The 17,372-nt window shown below is 71.8% G+C and carries 21 protein-coding genes; 8 read left to right on the plus strand and 13 right to left on the minus strand.

From position 1 onward, the window contains the following. Both FHP29_RS21705 and FHP29_RS11820 read right to left on the minus strand, forming a co-directional pair. Positions 1 to 203 (minus strand): hypothetical protein (locus tag FHP29_RS21705; protein WP_158296550.1); only part of this gene is annotated, 203 nt, incomplete at its 3' end. 40 nt (positions 204 to 243) lie between these two features. Beyond that, on the minus strand, positions 244 to 489 hold the full coding sequence (locus tag FHP29_RS11820; RefSeq protein ID WP_139623054.1) for a hypothetical protein: 246 nt from the start codon (positions 487 to 489) through the stop codon (positions 244 to 246). Positions 490 to 585: 96 nt separating this feature from the next. On the opposite strand from FHP29_RS11820, the gene FHP29_RS11825 reads away from it, so the two are divergent. Then, a complete protein-coding gene (locus FHP29_RS11825) occupies positions 586 to 909 on the plus strand; it encodes a hypothetical protein (RefSeq protein WP_139623055.1) in 324 nt (107 codons plus the stop codon). Between the two features lie 12 nt (positions 910 to 921). Here FHP29_RS11825 and FHP29_RS11830 read toward each other — a convergent pair whose 3' ends face one another. From FHP29_RS11830 to FHP29_RS11845, 4 genes are read right to left on the minus strand one after another with little or no spacing between them, the layout of a single operon-like run. Next, positions 922 to 1,989 (minus strand): NAD(P)H-dependent flavin oxidoreductase, encoded by a 1,068-nt coding sequence (locus FHP29_RS11830; RefSeq protein ID WP_139623056.1) that lies wholly within the window; start codon positions 1,987 to 1,989, stop codon positions 922 to 924. Next, complete coding sequence (locus FHP29_RS11835) at positions 1,986 to 2,759, minus strand: CoA-transferase subunit beta (RefSeq protein WP_139623057.1); 774 nt, start codon at positions 2,757 to 2,759, stop codon at positions 1,986 to 1,988. The genes FHP29_RS11830 and FHP29_RS11835 overlap by 4 nt, the downstream gene beginning before the upstream one ends. Continuing rightward, positions 2,756 to 3,655 carry a CoA transferase subunit A gene (locus FHP29_RS11840; protein ID WP_139623058.1) on the minus strand — a complete coding sequence of 300 codons (900 nt, stop codon included), beginning with the start codon at positions 3,653 to 3,655 and terminating at the stop codon, positions 2,756 to 2,758. Before FHP29_RS11840 ends, FHP29_RS11835 begins: the two co-directional genes overlap by 4 nt. Next, a complete protein-coding gene (locus tag FHP29_RS11845) occupies positions 3,655 to 4,437 on the minus strand; it encodes an enoyl-CoA hydratase family protein (protein ID WP_139623059.1) in 783 nt (260 codons plus the stop codon). Before FHP29_RS11845 ends, FHP29_RS11840 begins: the two co-directional genes overlap by 1 nt. 97 nt (positions 4,438 to 4,534) lie before the next feature. Here FHP29_RS11845 and FHP29_RS11850 point away from each other — a divergent pair, with 97 nt between their 5' ends. After that, on the plus strand, positions 4,535 to 5,419 hold the full coding sequence (locus FHP29_RS11850; RefSeq protein ID WP_139623060.1) for an SDR family oxidoreductase: 885 nt from the start codon (positions 4,535 to 4,537) through the stop codon (positions 5,417 to 5,419). 38 nt (positions 5,420 to 5,457) lie between these two features. Here FHP29_RS11850 and FHP29_RS11855 read toward each other — a convergent pair whose 3' ends face one another. Continuing rightward, positions 5,458 to 6,621, minus strand: coding sequence for a steroid 3-ketoacyl-CoA thiolase (locus FHP29_RS11855; RefSeq protein WP_139623061.1), 1,164 nt, complete (start codon positions 6,619 to 6,621; stop codon positions 5,458 to 5,460). 168 nt (positions 6,622 to 6,789) lie between these two features. On the opposite strand from FHP29_RS11855, the gene FHP29_RS11860 reads away from it, so the two are divergent. The 5 genes from FHP29_RS11860 (at position 6,790) to FHP29_RS21710 (ending at position 11,031) form a co-directional block, all read left to right on the plus strand. Further along, positions 6,790 to 8,025 carry a cytochrome P450 gene (locus FHP29_RS11860; RefSeq protein WP_139623062.1) on the plus strand — a complete coding sequence of 412 codons (1,236 nt, stop codon included), beginning with the start codon at positions 6,790 to 6,792 and terminating at the stop codon, positions 8,023 to 8,025. A gap of 87 nt (positions 8,026 to 8,112) precedes the next feature. Continuing rightward, positions 8,113 to 8,790: a response regulator transcription factor gene (locus FHP29_RS11865; protein WP_139623063.1), complete on the plus strand. Its 678-nt coding sequence runs from the start codon at positions 8,113 to 8,115 to the stop codon at positions 8,788 to 8,790. Position 8,791: 1 nt separating this feature from the next. Then, positions 8,792 to 10,102, plus strand: coding sequence for a sensor histidine kinase (locus tag FHP29_RS11870; protein WP_139623064.1), 1,311 nt, complete (start codon positions 8,792 to 8,794; stop codon positions 10,100 to 10,102). Between the two features lie 86 nt (positions 10,103 to 10,188). Continuing rightward, on the plus strand, positions 10,189 to 10,770 hold the full coding sequence (locus FHP29_RS11875; RefSeq protein WP_139623065.1) for a PepSY domain-containing protein: 582 nt from the start codon (positions 10,189 to 10,191) through the stop codon (positions 10,768 to 10,770). Positions 10,771 to 10,878: 108 nt separating this feature from the next. After that, entirely contained in the window at positions 10,879 to 11,031 is a 153-nt protein-coding gene (locus FHP29_RS21710) for a hypothetical protein (protein WP_158296551.1), read from the plus strand. 16 nt (positions 11,032 to 11,047) lie between these two features. Here the strand turns inward: FHP29_RS21710 and FHP29_RS11880 are convergent, their stop codons facing one another. From FHP29_RS11880 to FHP29_RS11905, 6 genes are all read right to left on the minus strand, one after another. After that, entirely contained in the window at positions 11,048 to 12,145 is a 1,098-nt protein-coding gene (locus tag FHP29_RS11880; RefSeq protein WP_139623066.1) for a carboxylate-amine ligase, read from the minus strand. A 55-nt stretch (positions 12,146 to 12,200) separates the two neighbouring features. Next, positions 12,201 to 12,968, minus strand: coding sequence for a type I methionyl aminopeptidase (gene map, locus FHP29_RS11885; protein ID WP_139623067.1), 768 nt, complete (start codon positions 12,966 to 12,968; stop codon positions 12,201 to 12,203). A gap of 9 nt (positions 12,969 to 12,977) precedes the next feature. Continuing rightward, positions 12,978 to 13,508: a hypothetical protein gene (locus tag FHP29_RS11890; protein ID WP_139623068.1), complete on the minus strand. Its 531-nt coding sequence runs from the start codon at positions 13,506 to 13,508 to the stop codon at positions 12,978 to 12,980. Positions 13,509 to 13,637: 129 nt separating this feature from the next. Then, positions 13,638 to 14,801: a thiolase domain-containing protein gene (locus FHP29_RS11895; protein ID WP_139623069.1), complete on the minus strand. Its 1,164-nt coding sequence runs from the start codon at positions 14,799 to 14,801 to the stop codon at positions 13,638 to 13,640. Beyond that, a complete protein-coding gene (locus FHP29_RS11900; RefSeq protein WP_139623070.1) occupies positions 14,801 to 15,853 on the minus strand; it encodes a thiolase domain-containing protein in 1,053 nt (350 codons plus the stop codon). The genes FHP29_RS11895 and FHP29_RS11900 overlap by 1 nt, the downstream gene beginning before the upstream one ends. An 11-nt stretch (positions 15,854 to 15,864) precedes the next feature. Beyond that, complete coding sequence (locus FHP29_RS11905; protein WP_139623071.1) at positions 15,865 to 16,833, minus strand: Zn-ribbon domain-containing OB-fold protein; 969 nt, start codon at positions 16,831 to 16,833, stop codon at positions 15,865 to 15,867. A gap of 57 nt (positions 16,834 to 16,890) precedes the next feature. Between FHP29_RS11905 and FHP29_RS22695 the strand changes: the two genes are divergently transcribed. Continuing rightward, a partial coding sequence (locus FHP29_RS22695; protein ID WP_240044458.1) for an LLM class flavin-dependent oxidoreductase occupies positions 16,891 to 17,372 on the plus strand: 482 nt, incomplete at its 3' end.

Genomic DNA, 17,372 nt, shown 5'->3' on the forward strand with positions numbered 1-17,372 from the left:
TGGTCCGCCGCGATCACGAAGCCTGCGGACAGGTGCAGGATCGTCGTGATCACCAGCACCGAGACCACCCGGCGCTGCACCCGCTGCAGGCGCTCGATGTCCTGCGGGTCCGGAGCCTTGCGCGGCGCGCTCGGGTCCATCAGGTGCCGGCGCCGCGGCGTCGCGGTGCTCTGTCCGGGGCCCGGCTGCGGCGTCGCGTTCACGGCTCGATGATATCGAGCGGTGTCGATCGGCCTCGCATCGTCAGGAGTAGCGGTGGGACTTCGCGGCGTGGCCGCGCTCACGAGTGCAGGTGCGACCGCTCATGTTGCGGTGACCGCAGAGCCCCTCGTCGGCGCCCTCGTCGGTCCCGTCGGCCGGCACGGGCGCGACCGGCACGGCGTTCGCCGGCTTGACCCGCCTGGCAGCGGGGCCCGAGCGGGTTGCGCGCGCCTGGTTCTCGGCGTACCTGGCCTCGCGCATGGCGCGCACTGCGTCCATCTTGCTCATCGGCGACTCACCCGAGTGACCCTAGGGGAGCGGTCCGACACTTCGCGCGGGTGGGGCTCATCTAGGCTCGGCGTTCCGACGACGTCAGGGGTTGACATGGTGGCGAGCCGATCGGCCCGCGAGCGCAAGGCGGCAGCGCAAGCGGGTCCGCTCGCCCGAGTGCGGATCGAGGTGGGCGCGCAGGAGCAGTTCGTCTACAAGATCAGCTGCACCGAGTGCCGCGCGAAGGGCGATCGCGCGTGGTCGGCGTACCGCCCGGGCGAGGACAACGGGTTCATGGCCGCCATGGACCGCTGGACCTTCCACCTCAGCGAGCGGCACCCGGGGAGCGACGCCCCGTGCCTCGAGTTCCTGGCGGCCGCGCAGCAGCGCCTGCACGAGCGGCGCAGCGCCCGCCCGATCCCGCCGGCGCAGGACTGACCGGGCGCGCCGTCACACGACGTACGACGCCGCCCGCTTCAGCTCCGCAGCCGCCTGTACGACGATCCGCTCCACGAGCTCCTCGCACGACGGCAGGTCGTCGATCACGCCGACCACCTGACCACTGGCGAGGACCCCGGCCGAGGTGTCGCCCTCGACCAGACCCGCGCGCAGCATCGTCGGGGTGTTGGCGGCGAGCGCCATCTGGGCGAGGGTGCGGCCCTGCGCCTTCCTCATGGCGCGACCGTCCTTGAGGAGCTCCGCCCACGACATCCCGGAGGACCGCTTGAACTCCAGCGTGCGCCGGGCGGTCGGGCCCAGCCGCCGCACGGCGGAGGTCTCCTCGAGCGAGTCGACGAGGTCGGTGCGCAGCATCCGGTGGGGCATGCCGTCGACCTTCGTCGTGACGACGGTGTCGGTCAGGCCCCGCGCGAGGTAGAGCTCCTTCACGGCGTCCGGCACCGCCGAGTCGCGGGTGAGCAGGAAGCGGGTGCCCATCCCGACGCCGGCGGCGCCGTACGACAGGGCGGCCGCGAGACCGCGTCCGTCGAAGAAGCCGCCCGCCGCGATGACAGGGATGTCGACGGCGTCGAGGACCGTCGGCAGCAGGAGGGTGGTCGGGATGGCGCCCGTGTGACCGCCGCCCTCACCGCCCTGCACCATGACGGCGTCGGCGCCCCAGGCCGCCACCTTCTTCGCGTGCTTGGCCGCCCCGATGGACGGCATCACGACGACGTCGTGCTCCTTGAGCTGGGCGATCAGCTCCGGCTTGGGGGCCAGGGCGAAGGACGCGACCTTCACGCCGTGGTCGATGAGGAGCCGGCAGCGGTCGGCCGCGTCCCCGGCGTCGGCGCGGAGGTTGACGCCGAACGGCCGGTCGGTGCGTCCCTTGACCTCGATGATCGCGGCCTCGAGCTCGGCGAAGGTCATCGTCGCCGAGGCCAGGATGCCCAGACCGCCGGCGTTGGCGGTGCCCGAGACCAGGCGCGGACCGGACACCCAGCCCATGCCGGTCTGCACGACGGGATGCGGCACGCCGACGAGGTCGGTGAACGGGGTGCGGATCTGCTGGTCGATCATCGGGCGACCTCCTCCTGGGGGACCTCCTTGAAGCGGAGGCCCTTCGGATCGAGCATGTCGCGGATGAGGAGCAGCTCCTCGTACGACGGCGTGCGGGTCGTCGGAACGTCCGCGGGCACGTCGAGGGCGAAGCCGGTCGCCGCCACCACCTCCTCGACCGTCACCCCGGGATGCACGGACACCAGACGCACCGTGTCGCCCGCGCCGCCCAGGTCGAGGACGCCGAGATTGCTGACGATCCGGTGGATGTCGTTGAACCGCGCGGCCGCCGTGCCCGCGGCCTTGGCGCGGACGGGTCCCACGCCGGAGACGATGTCGACCTGCTCGACGAAGACGCGGGTGGAGTGCTTCGGGACCCAGTACGACGTCCGGTTGTTCACGGTGTTGCCCGGCGCGCCGCGCGAGCCGAGGAGCTGGCGCTTGGGCTGGGCGAAGGGGCCGATGGCGGAGATGTTCTGGTTGCCGTGCCGGTCGACCTGGGTGGCGCCCATCATCACGTGGCGCTTGCCGTAGGCGACGACGTCGAAGACGCGGCGGAACGGGATCCAGCCCTCGACGACGTCCTTGCCGCCCAGGGGAGGGACACCGCCCATGAAGACCGACTCGCCGTCGCTGATCACCAGGTCGGGGTTGGAGGTCAGCTTGGCGAGGCGGACGCCGAGCGTCGGCAGCAGGCCCATCGGGCTGGCGAAGATCTCGCCGTCCTCGCTGAAGGCGTCGGCGATGGCGGCGGCGCAGACGTCCGCGCGCGTGTAGGCGTCGTCACTCATCGGGCGCTCTCCTCGGTGAAGGTCTGGACTGCGGCCTGGTACGACGCCTCGTCGCCCGCGAGGAAGCGGTCGTGGAAGGCCTGCCAGTCCTCGTCGAAGCCGGACGACGCCGCGGCGTACGCCCGCTGGAACCGCTCGTCGCGCTCGTAGTCGGGCGTGCAGGTGGTGAAGTGGGCGCCGTTCGGGGTCTCGACGACGCCGTCGACCATCATCCGGCTCAGCAGCAGGCGCTGGACCGGGGTGTCGACGGTGAGGCCGGCGGTGTCGACGATCTGCTCGACGCTGAGGTAGGTCCTGTCGGCGGCCATCGCGAACAGGTCGTCGAAGTACGGGTCCGGCCCGAGGTAGGACGCGTTGCCGTGCTGGTCGGCGCGGTTGAGGTGCACCAGCGCGGCGTCCAGCTTGAGCGCGGGGACGGCGACGAGCTCCTCGTGACCGTGGCCCTCGTCGTACGGGCTGGTGACGGTGCTGATCCACGGGTTGTTGACCAGGACGTCGGAGCCGAGACCCGCACGCATGGGGAGGAACGGCAGGCGCTGCGCGGCGGCGCGCAGGCCGGTCTGGAACATGCCCTCGTCGAGCTCGACGACCTCGGGGATCGAGCCGGACTGCCGAGCACGCTGGAAGTTCGGCTCGAGGGGGACCGAGTCGAGCGAGACGAACGCGTAGACGAGCCTGCGGATCTTGCCGGCGCGGGCGAGCAGGCCCACGTCGGCGCCGCCCCAGCTGACGATGGTCAGGTCGGTGAGATCGGAGTTGTAGATCGCCCGGACCAGCGCCATCGGCTTGCGCCGCGGGCCCCAGCCGCCGATGCCGATGGTCATGCCGCTCTCGAGGCTGCCGACGACCTCGTCGATCGACATCCTCTTGTCACGGGGCTTGCGGTTGCTGCTCATCAGGCGCCCCCGGCCCTGCTGTTGACCTTGCCGTCGGCCTTCTCGGTCCCGGCGAAGTCGTCGCGCAGCTCGTCGCTGACGCCCATCAGGTTGAGCTCGAACGTGAAGCCCTGCTCCCAGCGGTAGGACTTGTTGACGTCGATCGGGTCGATCCCGTTGAGCGCCTCCTTGGCGGCTCGGATCACCCGCGTGTCCTTGGCGGCGATCTCGCCGGCGACCTTCAGCGCGGCGTCGAGCAGGTCCTCGCGGGCGACGACCTCGAGGACGGAGCCGAACTGGACCAGGTCCCGCGCGGGGATGGTGCGGGCGGTGAAGTAGAGGGTGCGCATCATGTGCTGGGGGACCAGGCGGGCCATGTGCGTGGCCGCGCCGAGGGCGCCCTGGTTGACCTCGGGGACGCCGAAGTAGGCGTCGTCGCTGGCGACCACGACGTCGGCGTTGCCGACCAGGCCGACGCCGCCGCCGACGCAGAAGCCGTTGACCGCAGCCACCACCGGCACCGAGCACTCGTAGACAGCCTTGAAGGCGGCGAAGCAGCCCTTGTTGGCGCCGAGCAGGGCGTCGAACCCCGTGGTGTTCTGCATCTCCTTGATGTCGACGCCCGCGTTGAAGCCCTTGCCCTCCGCGCGGAGCACGACGACCTTGGTCGCCATGTCCGCGCTGGCCTCGTCGAGCGCCGCCGCCACGTCGAACCAACCCTGGACGGTGAGGGCGTTGACCGGGGGAGCGTTCATCGTGACGACGCGGATCCCGTCGGGCCGCAACTCGCTGCTGACTGTCATGGCGGCATGCTACCAAGCATTTGCTTGGTATTGTGCGTCCTGTCCCGAGTCCGCGAGGACGAGGAGTCGACCATCCGATGTCGCAGAGGAGACCGAAGTGAACAGGTTGCTGGAGGGGCGGGTCGCGATCGTGACCGGTGCCGGACGAGGCATCGGCCGGGCCCACGCGCTCGAGCTGGCGCGCCACGGCGCGAAGGTCGTCGTGAACGACTACGGCGTATCGCTGGCGGGCGAGGGCACCGACGAGTCCCCCGCGCACCAGGTCGTCGCCGAGATCGAGGCGATCGGCGGGGAGGCCGTCGTCAACGGCGCGGACGTCGCCGACTTCGCCGCGGCCGAGGCGATGGTCCGGCAGGCGATCGACACCTTCGGCGGACTCGACATCCTGGTCAACAACGCCGGGTTCGTCCGAGACCGGATGCTCGTCAACACCAGCGAGGAGGAGTGGGACTCCGTCATCCGCGTCCACCTCAAGGGCCACTTCGCCCCGCTGCGCCACGCCGGCGCCTACTGGCGCGCCGAGTCCAAGGAGGGCCGCCAGCGCGCCGCCCGCGTGATCAACACCTCGTCCGGCGCCGGCCTCCAGGGCTCGATCGGCCAGGCGACGTACTCCTCCGCCAAGGCGGGCATCGCCGGGCTCACCCTGGTCGCGGCGGCCGAGATGGGCCGCTACGGCGTGACCGTCAACGCGATCGCACCGGTCGCCCGGACCCGGATGACGGAGGGCGCCTTCGACACCTCCGCCATGGCCCTGCCGGAGGACAACTCGCCGATCGTCGCCTGGCTGGCCTCCGAGGAGGCCGCCGACGTCACCGGCCGCGTCATCGAGATCGACGGCTCGGTCATCACGGTCGAGAACGGCTGGGCGCACGGTCCCTCGCGCGACAACGGAACGCGGTGGGAGGCCGAGAAGGTCGGTCCCGCTCTCCGGGATCTGCTCGGCCAGGCGCCGGCGCCGGAGCCGGTCTACGGCACGGCCTGAGGGAGTCTCGCCGGCCGGCCGGTGAAACTCCCGCCGAGCTAGATCCGCTCGATGATCGTCCCCGTCGCCATCGCGCCACCGGCGCACATCGAGATCAACGCCGTCGACCGGTCACGCCGCTCGAGCTCGTGCAGGGCGGTGGTGATGAGCCGGACGCCGGTGGCGCCGACGGGGTGGCCGAGGGCGATGGCCCCGCCGTTGACGTTGACCTTGTCCATGTCGACGCCGTGCACGCCGGCCCAGGAGAGCACGACCGAGGCGAAGGCCTCGTTGACCTCGAACAGGTCGAAGTCACCGATCGTCATGCCGGTGCGGTCGAGGAGGCGCTGAGTGGCGTCGATCGGGCCGTCGAGGTGGTAGGTGGGGTCCGAGCCGACCAGGCACTGGGAGACGATCCGGGCGCGGGGGGTCAGGCCGAGGGCGCGCGCCTTCGACTCGTCCATGATCAGTACGGCGGCCGCGCCGTCGGAGATCTGGGACGAGGTGCCCGCGGTGTGCAGGCCGCCGTCGAGGACGGTGCGCAGTCCGGCGAGTCCCTCCGCCGTCGTCTCCCGCAGGCCCTGGTCGCTGTCGACCAACCGGGTCTCGCCCGTCGGGGCCCCCGACTCGTCGAGGACCGGTGCCTCGATCGCCGCGATCTCGCGCTTGAAGCGGCCCTCGTCGACGGCGGTGCGGGCCTTGGCCTGCGAGGCGAGGCCGAGCGCCTCGAGGTCGGCGCGAGACAGGCCGCGGCGGGCCGCGATCCGGTCGGCGGCCTCGAACTGGTTGGGCATGTCGATCGACCAGTCGGCCGGGCGGGGGTCGCCCATGCCCGGGGGGACGTTGGCGCCGAGGGGGATGCGCGACATCATCTCGACGCCGCAGGCGATGCCGACGTCGATGGTGCCGGCGGCGACCATGTCGTTGACGAGGTGGGTCGCCTGCTGGCCCGAGCCGCACTGCGCGTCCAGGGCGGTGCCTGCGGTGGCCTGGGGGAGGCCGGCGTAGAGCCAGGCCCGGCGTACGGCGTCGTTGGACTGCTCGCCCGCCTGGGTGACGCAGCCGCCGATCACCTGCTCGACCAGGGCCGGGTCGACCCCGGCGCGACGGAGCACCTCCGACTGCACGAAGCCGAGCGTCTGAGCCGGATGGAGGCCGGCGAGCCAGCCCTTGCGCTTGCCCAGCGGCGTACGGACGGCTTCGACGATGACGGGAGTGCCCATGCCCGCACCGTAGCACTGAACTAGAACACGTTCTAGCGCGGCCCGAGCCCGGCGCCGCGCCGGAGAAAGTCGCATCACGAAACCCTTTCGTATTCGCGCGATGCTTTGTACGGTGACTCTAGAACGTGTTCCACCCCCATGGCTGTCCAGCAGTGAAAGGTTCAGGGCGTGACCGAGCTCCTCATTCCGACGGGATGGGATCCCACCGATCCCGACATCAACGAAGTGGCCCTGCCGCACGACGAGTTCCGCGCCCTGCGCGAGAGCGAGCCGATCCGCTGGATCGAGCAGGTCCCGGAGGCTCGCGCCGGGTTCCTCGACACCGGCTACTGGGCGTGCACCCGCCACGCCGAGGTGCGCCAGATCTCCAAGGACAACGAGAACTGGTCGGCGATGGAGAACGGCGTCATCATCCGGTTCGCCCCGGACATGACCCGCGACCAGGTCGAGGTCCAGCGCGCGATGCTGATCCACCACGACCCGCCGGAGCACACCAAGATGCGCGGGATCGTGTCGCGCGGCTTCACGCCGCGGGTGATCGCCTCCCTCAAGCAGGCGCTGAAGGACCGCGCGTACGAGATCGTCGAGCAGGCCGTCGCCAAGGGCAGCGGCGACTTCGTCGAGGACATCGCCGCCGAGCTCCCGCTGCAGGCGATCGCGGACTTCCTCGGAGTGCCGCAGGAGGACCGCAAGAAGCTGTTCGAGTGGTCCAACCAGATGATGGGGTACGACGACCCGGAGATCGGCGCCGACCCGGCGATCGCGTCCATGGAGATCCTCGGCTACTTCGACCAGCTCGCCAACGAGCGCCGGGCGAACCCGCAGGACGACATCGTCACGAAGCTGATCAGCGTGGGCCAGGACGACGACCACGGCGCGCTCACCAACGACGAGTTCGGCTTCTTCGTCATCCTGCTGACGGTCGCGGGCAACGAGACGACGCGCAACGCGACGACCCACGGCATGCACGCCTTCCTGGAGAACCCCGACCAGTGGGAGCTGTGGAAGAAGGACCGTCCGGAGACGGCGGTCGACGAGATCGTGCGCTGGGCGACCCCGGTGACCGTGTTCCAGCGCACCGCCAGGAAGGACACCGAGCTGGCCGGCCAGGCGATCAGGAAGGGCGACCGGGTGGCGATGTTCTACGCCTCGGCCAACTTCGACGAGTCCGTCTTCGAGGACCCGTTCTCCTTCGACATCCTGCGCGAGCACAACCCGCACGTCGGCTTCGGCGGCCACGGTGCGCACTACTGCCTCGGCGCCAACCTGGCCCGCCTGCAGATCAACCTGATCTTCAACGCGATCGCCGACCTGGCGCCCGACATCAAGCTCGCCGGCGAGCCGCGCCGCCTCCGCTCGGGCTGGCTCAACGCCATCAAGCAGATGCAGGTCACCTACGCCTGACCGCCCGCGGTGGCGCTCGTTCAGCGCAGGTTCAGGGTGGCTCCGTGAGAATGGGGCCACCCTGAGTCGTTCACCCCCGGAGGTCGCATGCGTGTCCTGGTCGTCGACGACGAGCGACGGCTCGCCCGGACGCTGCAGGTCGGGCTCGGGGCCGAGGGCTTCGCGGTCGACCTCGCCCACGACGGGACCGACGGGCTGTGGCTGGCCCGGGAGAATCCGTACGACGCGATCGTGCTCGACCTGATGCTGCCCGGCATCAACGGCTACCAGGTCTGCCGGACGCTGCGGGAGGAGGGGAACTGGACCCCGATCCTGATGCTCACCGCCAAGGACGGCGAGTGGGACCAGGTCGAGGGCCTCGACACCGGCGCCGACGACTACCTGACCAAGCCGTTCTCGTTCCCGGTGCTCGTGGCCCGACTCCGCGCGGTCGCCCGCCGCGGTGCGAAGGAGCGGCCGACCGCCCTCGAGATCGGCGACCTCGTCGTGGACACGGCCGCGCGCAGGGTGCGCCGGGGCGACGTCGAGATCGCGCTCACGGCCCGCGAGTTCGCCGTCCTCGCGTTCCTCGCCCGCCACCGGGGCGACGTCGTCTCCAAGCGCCAGATCCTGGACTCGGTCTGGGACGGCGACTTCGAGGGCGACCCCAACATCGTCGAGGTCTACGTGCGCCACCTGCGCAACAAGGTGGACCGGCCCTTCGGACGCGAGGCGATCGAGACGCTGCGCGGCGCCGGATACCGCCTCGCGAGCGACGGCGGCTGACATGCGGCTGCGTACGACGCTCGCCGCGGTCCTCGTCGTGGCCGTGGCCCTCGTCCTCGCCGCCTGCCTGCTGGTGCTGGCGGTCCGCTCCTCGTTGCGTGACGCCGCCGAGACGACCGCCGAGCATCGGGCGGTCGACCTGGTGACCCAGGTCGACGCCGGCGGCCTCCCGGTTCGGGGCGAGTCCGAAGCGCCTGACGACGAGCCCGATGACGAGCCCGACGAGATCGTGTGGCAGGTCGCCGACGCCGACGGGCGGATCGTCGCGGCCTCGGCGTCGCTGAGGGGCAGCATCCCGCTCCACGACGGCGAGGTCGTCAGCCTGCGCGGCGGGGAGCACTCCTATCTCGTCGTCACCGAGGACACCGGGGACGGCGGAGTCGTCGCGGTCGCCGTGTCGCTGGAGGACGTCGACGAGACCACGGCCGCGCTGGGCGCCCCGCTGCTCCTCGGCGTTCCGCTCCTGCTGCTCGTCGTGGGCGCCACCACGTGGCTGGTGGTCGGGCGCGCCCTGCGACCGGTGGAGCGGATCCGCGCCGAGGTCGAGCGGATCAGCGGCGCCAGCCTCGAGCGCCGGGTGCCGGTGCCGCCGGGCAAGGACGAGATCGGACGCCTGGCGCGCACGATGAACCTGATGCTCGGCCGGCTGCACGAGGCGAGCGAGCGACAGCAGCAGTTCGTCTCCGACGCCTCCCACGAGCTGCGCTCACCCGTCGCGAGCCTGCGCCAGGCCGCCGAGGTCGCCCGGGCCCACCCCGAGGCGCTGCCCGACGGCGAGCTGGCCGCGACCGTGCTCGAGGAGTCCGTGCGGATGCAGCTGCTCGTCGACCAGTTGCTCGTCCTCGCCCGGGCGGGCGAGGGCGCCTCCCGCGTGCCGTGGGCCGACGTGGACGTCGACGACCTCGTCCTGGCCCATGCTCGCCGCGGCGCCCGGCCCGGTCCGCGGGTCGACACGAGCGGCGTCGGCCCCGGGCGGGTCCGCGGCGACGCGGTGGCCCTGGGCCAGGTGGTGCGCAACCTCCTCGACAACGCGCTGCGGCACGCCGAGCGCAGCGTGGTCGTCCGGGTCGAGCAGCGACCCGACGCGGTCGTGCTGACGGTCGAGGACGACGGTCCCGGAGTGCCGGTGGCCGAGCGGGAGCGCGTCTTCGAGCGCTTCCGGCGACTCGACGACGCCCGGACCCGGGACGCGGGAGGCAGCGGTCTCGGCCTGGCCATCGTGCGCGAGGTCGTGGCGGCCCACGGTGGTGCCGTGCAGCTGGACTCCTCGCCGCTCGGGGGCGCGCGCTTCGTCGTCCGCCTGCCGTCCTGAAACCTCCTTCAGGAGGATTCAGCGAAGGTTCAGCAATCGGGTGTCAAGGTCGGACCGAACGATCCCCGTCCGACAAGGAGACCCCCATGAACACCGCACGTCTGCGCAGCAAGCGCGTCCTCATCCCCGCCGTCGTCGCCGTGGCCGCCCTGGCCGTCGGTGGCACCGTGTGGGCTGCCTCCGGCGACGAGGTCGACGGCGACGAGCGCGACCGGGTCGCCGCCGCCGCCGAGAAGGCCGCCGGGGGCGGCGAGGCCGTGTCGGTCGAGAAGAGCGACGACGCCGGCGAGGCCTACGAGGTCGAGGTACGCCGCGTCGACGGCACCGAGGTCGACATCACGCTCGACGGCGACCTGGGTGTGGTCGGCCAGGAATCCGACGACTCGGACGACTCCGACGACGACACCGACGACGACACCGACGACGGCGCCGACGGCACGGACGACGGCGCCGACGGCGCGGACGACCGGGTCCTCAGCGCCGACGAGCGGGCGTCGGTCGAGAAGGCCGCGGTGGAGGCCGTCGGCGGCGGCACGCTGCTCGAGGCGAGCGCGAGCGACGACCCCGGCGTGGCCTACGAGGCCGACGTCCGCGACGGGAAGGGCGTCGAGTGGAATGTCGACCTCGACGCGTCCTTCGCCGTCGTCGCGAAGGCCGAGGACCGCTGACCTCGGATCGAGGCCTCGTGCGGCCCGTTCCCGTCGGGGAGCGGGCCGCACGGCGTCTCGATGCAGTAGCGTTCGAAGTGAAGGCAGGTCGACATTCAGGAGGTTGCGATGAGCGACGTCAACGCCGAGCAGTTCACCGGGTTCTCCGAGAACCACTACCAGCACGGGATGCACACCCTGGCCTGGATCTCGCTGTGGCTGATCGTGGGTCTGGGCGTCGCGTTCGGCCTCTTCGGGTTCTTCTGGGGCCTGACCCAGTAGTCCGGTCCGTCCGGGGTCAGTCCGCGTTCGTGCGGACGACGAGGTCGTCGACAACGGCGGGGATCGATCCGTCGCTGCGCTCGAAGGCGACCCGCTGCCAGGTCGCGCCGCCGTGGGCCAGGACGCGCGGCATCGCGTCGTGGACGAGGTCCGCGTCGCCGTACTCCTCCAGCCGCTCCCGCACGGCCGCGACCAGATGGTCCAGCACCTGCCGCGCGGGCGTGAGCTCTCCGGAGACCGGGTCGAGGAGACGGTCGGTCAGGCCGTAGCGGCCGGCCCGCCACCGTGCCGCCCGCAGCAGCTCGGCGCGCCAGCACCCACTGGCGAGTCCGCCACCGTCGATCTCCTGGCAGACGAGGGCGCGGGCGAGCACCGCCACCAGGGTGGCGTCGTCGGGATCGGTGCAGACATCGCCGATTCGGACCTCGACGGTCGGCTGGTGGGCCGACAGGCGGGCGTCGAAGTACAGCATGCCGTCGTCCATCGCGGCACCCGAGGCGATCAGGGCTCGGCCAAGGGCGTGATAGGCGTCGGCCGAGCCGAAGCGCTCGGTGGAGCAGGCGCTCGGCCACTGTGCCCAGGCCTGTGAGCGCCAGGACGCGTAGCGGGTGTCGCGGCGGTGGTAGAAGGGCGAGTTCGCGCTGATCGCGAGCAGGACGGGCAGCCACGGCATGATCGCGTCGATGGCCCGCACCCCCTCGTCGTCGGACTCGACGTACACATGCACGTGCTGGCCGCAGGTGCCGCCGGGGCGGGCGATCTCGCCGAAGGTGTCGACCATGGCGAGATAGCGGTCGTCGCGGGTGGTCCGCGGCGGACCGCCGGCCAGGGGTACGGCGCCCGTGGCGGCCGTCAGCGCGCCGGCCGCCTCGGCCGCGCGGGCCGCGAGGCGGCGCAGCCGGACGAGGTGGTCGCGCAGCTCGCCGGCGTCGGTGACCGGGGGAGTCCGCGTCTCCAGCTGGTGCGCGAACAGCTCGTGGTCGAGCGCCGCGGCCGACTCGGGTTCGAGCTGGGCGGCGTTCCGCAGGGCCTGCTCGGCACGCGGCGCCGGCTCGCGGGTCTCGGGGTCGACGAGCAGCAGCTCCTCCTCGACGCCCAGGGTGCGCCGGACCATCGCCCTCACCCCCGCTCGGCTCGTCCGGTCAGGAGGTACCCGGGTCGGTCGTGGGTCAGTCGCGGGCGGTGAGGACCAGCGGATCGCCGGAGGTGATGGCGACCGTGTGCTCCACGTGGGCGCCGCGCGAGCCGTCGGCGCTGCGGATGGTCCAGCCGTCCGGGTCGAACACGATCTCGTCGGTGGTGTGCAGGAACCACGGCTCGATCGCGATGACCAGGCCCGGGCGGAGCTTGATCCCACGACCGGGCCGCCCGTCGTTGGGGACGTGCGGCTCGCCGTGCATGGTCCGGCCGACGCCGTGGCCGCCGAACTGCAGGTTGACCTTGAGGTCCGCCGCGTGCGCGACGTCGCCGATGGCGGCGGAGATGTCGCCGAGCCGGTTGCCGGCGCGGGCGGCGGCGATCCCGGCGTCGAGTGCCTTCTGGGTCACCTCGATCAGCCGGAGGTCCTCCTCCCGGGCGTTGCCGACCACGACCGACAGCGCCGAGTCGGAGACCCAGCCGTCGACCGAGGCGGCGAAGTCGACCGAGAGCAGGTCGCCGTCCTGGAGCGTGTAGTCGTGGGGGAGGCCGTGCAGCACCGCGTCGTTCACCGAGGTGCACAGCACCTTGCCGAAGGGGCTGGCGCCGAAGGACGGGTGGTAGTCGATGTAGCAGGACTCCGCGCCGGCGTCCTTGATCATCTGGTGGGCGAGCTCGTCGAGCTCGAGCAGGTTGACCCCGACATCGGCCTTCTCGGAGAGGGCTTGGATCACCGAGGCCACGAAGCGTCCGGCCGGACGCATCTGCTCGATCTGGGTCGGGGTGCGCAGCTCGATCACCGGCTCAGACTACTGACCGGTCGATGCCTGCCCGGCATCCACGACGACCGCACTGTGGCTGGACGCGTCGTCGGCGTCGAACACGATCCCGTCGAGGCGTTGGGTGCCGGGGGAGACGGCGCCGGTGAGGTGCATCTCCGCGCCGGCCTCGACCTGGATGCTCCCGTAGCTGGACTCCGAGGCCGGGTCGGTCACGTCGGCGCTGCTCCAGGTGCCGCCGACGACCGACTTCACGGTGATGTCGTTGAGCGTGACGCCGCGGTCGCTGCGATTCTCCACGTCGAACGCGAACGTGCATTCGAGGTCGTCGGGCCCGGTGGCGTACCCGGAGTCGTCGGGGTGGCACTCCAACGAGGTGACCTTGATCCGGAGGTCCCCGTCGTCGGTGGTGAACCACTCGCCGACCTCGGCGCTGGGCTCGGGCGGGTCGACGGTGTCGAACAGGTCGCCGAGATAGCGCATCGCCGCGAAGCCGAGCCACACCACCGACGCCATGAGGCTGAGGAGGACGACGCCGACGACGGCGACGATCACGATCACCGTCCGTCTCGAGCTACGCCGCGGCGCCGGTGGCGGCTGCGGAGGACCGGGCGGCGGAGGCGGGTACGGCGGATTGCTCACCGCGTGAACGTAGCCGACCCGCCGCTGCGCGAAACGTGTCCTGAGCCCTCAGTTGCTCGGCTTGTCCGCGCCGACGACCCACATCGCGAAGAACTGGGACCCGCCGCCGTACGCGTGGCCGAGCGCCTTGCGCGCCCCGTCGACCTGGTGCTCGCCGGCCGCGCCGCGCACCTGCAGGGCGGCCTCGCCGAAGCGGAGCATGCCGGAGGCGCCGATCGGGTTGGAGGACAGGACGCCGCCGGAGCAGTTGACCGGGATCCGGCCCGTCATCGCGGTCTCGCCGGCCTCGGTGAGCCTCCACCCCTCGCCCTCCGCGGCGAACCCGAGGTTCTCCAGCCACATCGGCTCGAACCACGAGAACGGCACGTAGATCTCGGCTGCGTCGATCTCGTCGATCGGCGAGGCGATGCCGGCCTGCTTCCACAGCGCCGCCGCGGCGTCGCGGCCGGCCTGCGGGTTGACCTGGTCGCGCTCGGCCGCCGTGGTCGGCTCGGAGCGCATCACCGTGCCGTGGATCCACGCCGGGTTGGGCGAGGCGGTCGCGACGTCCTCGGAGGCGATGACGAGGGCGCACGCCCCGTCCGAGGAGGGACAGGTCTCGTCGTACCGGATCGGGTCCCACAGCATCTGCGAGGCCAGCACCGACTCGACCGTGGTGCCCTCGTTGTGCAGGTGGGCGTAGGGGTTCTTGAGCGCGTTGGTGCGGTCCTTGGCGGCGACGATCGCGCCGATGTGGGTGGGCGCGCCCGAGCGGCGGATGTAGGAGCGCACGTGCGGGGCGAAGTAGCCGCCCGCGCCGGCGTGCACCGGCATCACGAACGGCACCGGCACCGACAGGGCCCACATCGCGTTGGACTCCGACTGCTTCTCGAAGGCGACCGTCAGCACCTTGCGGTGCACCCCGGCCTGGACGAGCGAGGCCGCGACGATGGCGGTCGAGCCGCCCACCGAGCCGGCCGTGTGCACCCGCAGCAGCGGCTTGCCGACGGCGCCGAGCGCCTCGGCGAGGTAGAGCTCGGGCATCATCACGCCCTCGAACAGGTCCGGCGCCTTGCCCACGACGATCGCGTCGATCTCGTCCAGGGTCATGCCGGCGTCCTCGAGCGCTCGGTCCATGGCCTCGCGGCACAGCCCCGCCATCGAGACGTCCTCGCGCTTGGCGCGGTGGTGGGTCTGGCCGACGCCGACCACGGCTGCGGGGGTCTTGCCCATCAGATCGTTCCTTCCATCACGCAGACGAGGTTCTGCTGGAGGGCCGGGCCGCTGGTGGCGTGGCCGAGCGCCTTGCCCGCGGTGCCGTCCCAGATCCGGCGAGCGGCCTCACCGATCCGGATCGCCCCGCCGGTGAACATCGGGTTCCCCGACAGCGGGCCGCCCGACGGGTTGATCCGTACGTCGTCCGCGAGCCCGAGCTCGCGGCGCAGGACGATCTCCTGGTGGCTGAACGGCGCGTGCAGCTCGGCGATCTCCACGCCGTCGAGCCCGGCGGCCGCGCCGGCGCGGCGGGCCGACTCCGAGCGGGTCAGGTCGCGGGTGCCGAGGTGCAGCCCGTCGGTGACGTGCGCCAGGCCGGTGATCCAGGCCGGGCGCTCGCGGACCTCGCGGGCCCGGTCGCCGGCCGCGAGGACGATCGCGGCGGCACCGTCGGTGACCGGCGCGGCGTCGTGCTTGCGCAGCGGGTCGGCGAACATCGGCCGCGCCAGGAGGTCCTCGACGGACGACCCGCCGGCGCGGACGGCGTACTCGTTCTTCTCGGCGTCGCTCAGCGAGCGGTTGACCACCTCGGCCATCGCGGCCTCGTCCCACAGGCCCGCGTCGATGCCGAGCCGGGCCTGGAGCGCGGCGATCGACACCGTGTCGGGCCACAGCGGGGTGAGGGTGTAGGGGTCGAGCTGGAGGCTGAGGGTACGCCGCAGCACGCCGGCCGACGCCTTGCCGAAGCCGAACACGAGCGCGGTGTCGACCTCGCCGGTCTGGATCTTCAACCAGGCCTCGTAGAGCGCCCAGGCGCCGTCCATCTCGACGTGCGACTCGTTGACCGGCGGCAGCACCCCGATGGCGTCGATCGCGCTCACGAAGGAGAACGAGCGGCCGGCGAGATAGTCCGAGGAGCCGGAGCACCAGAACCCGACGTCCTTCTTGGTCCAGCCGGTCTGCTCATAGCACTCGGCGAAGATCGGGACGAGCAGCTCGGCACAGGTCGGCGACCCGTCGTAGTCCTGCATCTGTCGCTGGGCGAACCCGACGACGGCGACGTCACGCATGGTTGCCTCCCTCAGAGGTGGTGGGCGTAGGTGGCGAAGTCCGCGTCCGGCTCGCCGGTCGGCGCGAAGTGGCTGATGTTCTCGATCGTGGTGCCCCACTCCTCGCGCGGCTTCCAGACCGCCTTGACCCGCAGGCCCATCCGGACCTCCTCGACGGGGATGTCGAGGATCAGGTGCTGCAGCGCGATGTCCGCGCCGTCGAGCAGGATGTAGGCCGACACGTAGGGCGGCGTGATCCGCTGGCCCAGGAACGGCACGTTGACGATGCAGAACGTCGTCACGGTGCCGGCGTCGGAGAGCTCGATCTCCTCGACGGTCGGCACCCCGTCGACCGGGCAGGCCGGGCGCGGCGGCACGTAGACCTTGCGACACGCGGGGCAGCGCTGGGCGACGATGCGGCCCTCGGCGAGGCCGCGGAAGAACGCGGACTCCTCGGGCGAGGCGGCGTAGGTGTAGTCGAGGCTGACCGGCGTCACGATCCCGGTGACGGGGTCCGTCCCGATGGTTGAGGTGCGGGGCGCCCCAGCGCCGAGCCTCGGAACCTCCGGGCTCTCGGGCTCGAAGACCAGGTCGGTGATCGCGCCGGTGCGCTCGGCCGCCCAGCGGGCCCGGACCCTCATGCCGGTGCTGATCTCGTCGGGGCTCGCGACGTCGACCGCGTGCAGCAGCGGGGCGTCGGCGCCGTCCAGGGTGATGAGGGCGAAGGCGAACGGGCGGTCGAACGGCTGGTCGGCGACGGGCTCGCTGACCCACGTCCAGGAGGTGACCGTGCCGGTCTCGGCGACGTCGACGAAGTCGGTCGTGGCCCGGTGGGTCACGGGGTCGAACTCGGGGGGCGGCACGACCACGCGGCCGTCGCCGAGCCGGGCGCCGACGAATCGGCCGTCGCGGAGCCCGGTGAGGAAACGGCCGAGGACCGGCCCGACCGACCGGGTGTAGTCGAAGGACACCGTCACGGGTGCCGAGAGGGTGCGACTCATGAGCAAAGTGAAACACGTTCTAGAAATGGATCGCAACGACAGGGCATGATTCGAGCCATGAAACTGGGCTTGCAGCTGGGGTACTGGTCCGCGCAACCGCCGCAGGGCGTCGGCGACCTGGTGGCGGCCGCGGAGGACGCCGGGTTCGACGCGATCTTCACCGCCGAGGCCTGGGGGAGCGACGCGTTCACGCCGCTGGCCTGGTGGGGCCGCGAGACCTCGCGGGTCCGTCTCGGCACCTCGATCGTGCAGATGTCCGGCCGCACGCCGGCCTCGATCGCCATGCACGCGCTGACCCTCGACCACCTCACCGGGGGCCGGGTGGTCCTCGGCATGGGCGTCAGCGGTCCGCAGGTCGTCGAGGGCTGGTACGGCGTGCCGTTCTCGAAGCCGCTCGCCCGCACCCGTGAGGTGGTCTCGATCATCCGGCAGGTCCTGGCCCGCGAGGCTCCGGTGGCCAACGACGGCCCGCACCACCCGCTGCCGTACGACGGACCCGGGGCGGTGGGTCTCGGCAAGCCGCTCAAGCCGATCGTGCA

The organism is Nocardioides albidus, assembly GCF_006335005.1.
GTDB lineage: Bacteria > Actinomycetota > Actinomycetes > Propionibacteriales > Nocardioidaceae > Nocardioides > Nocardioides albidus.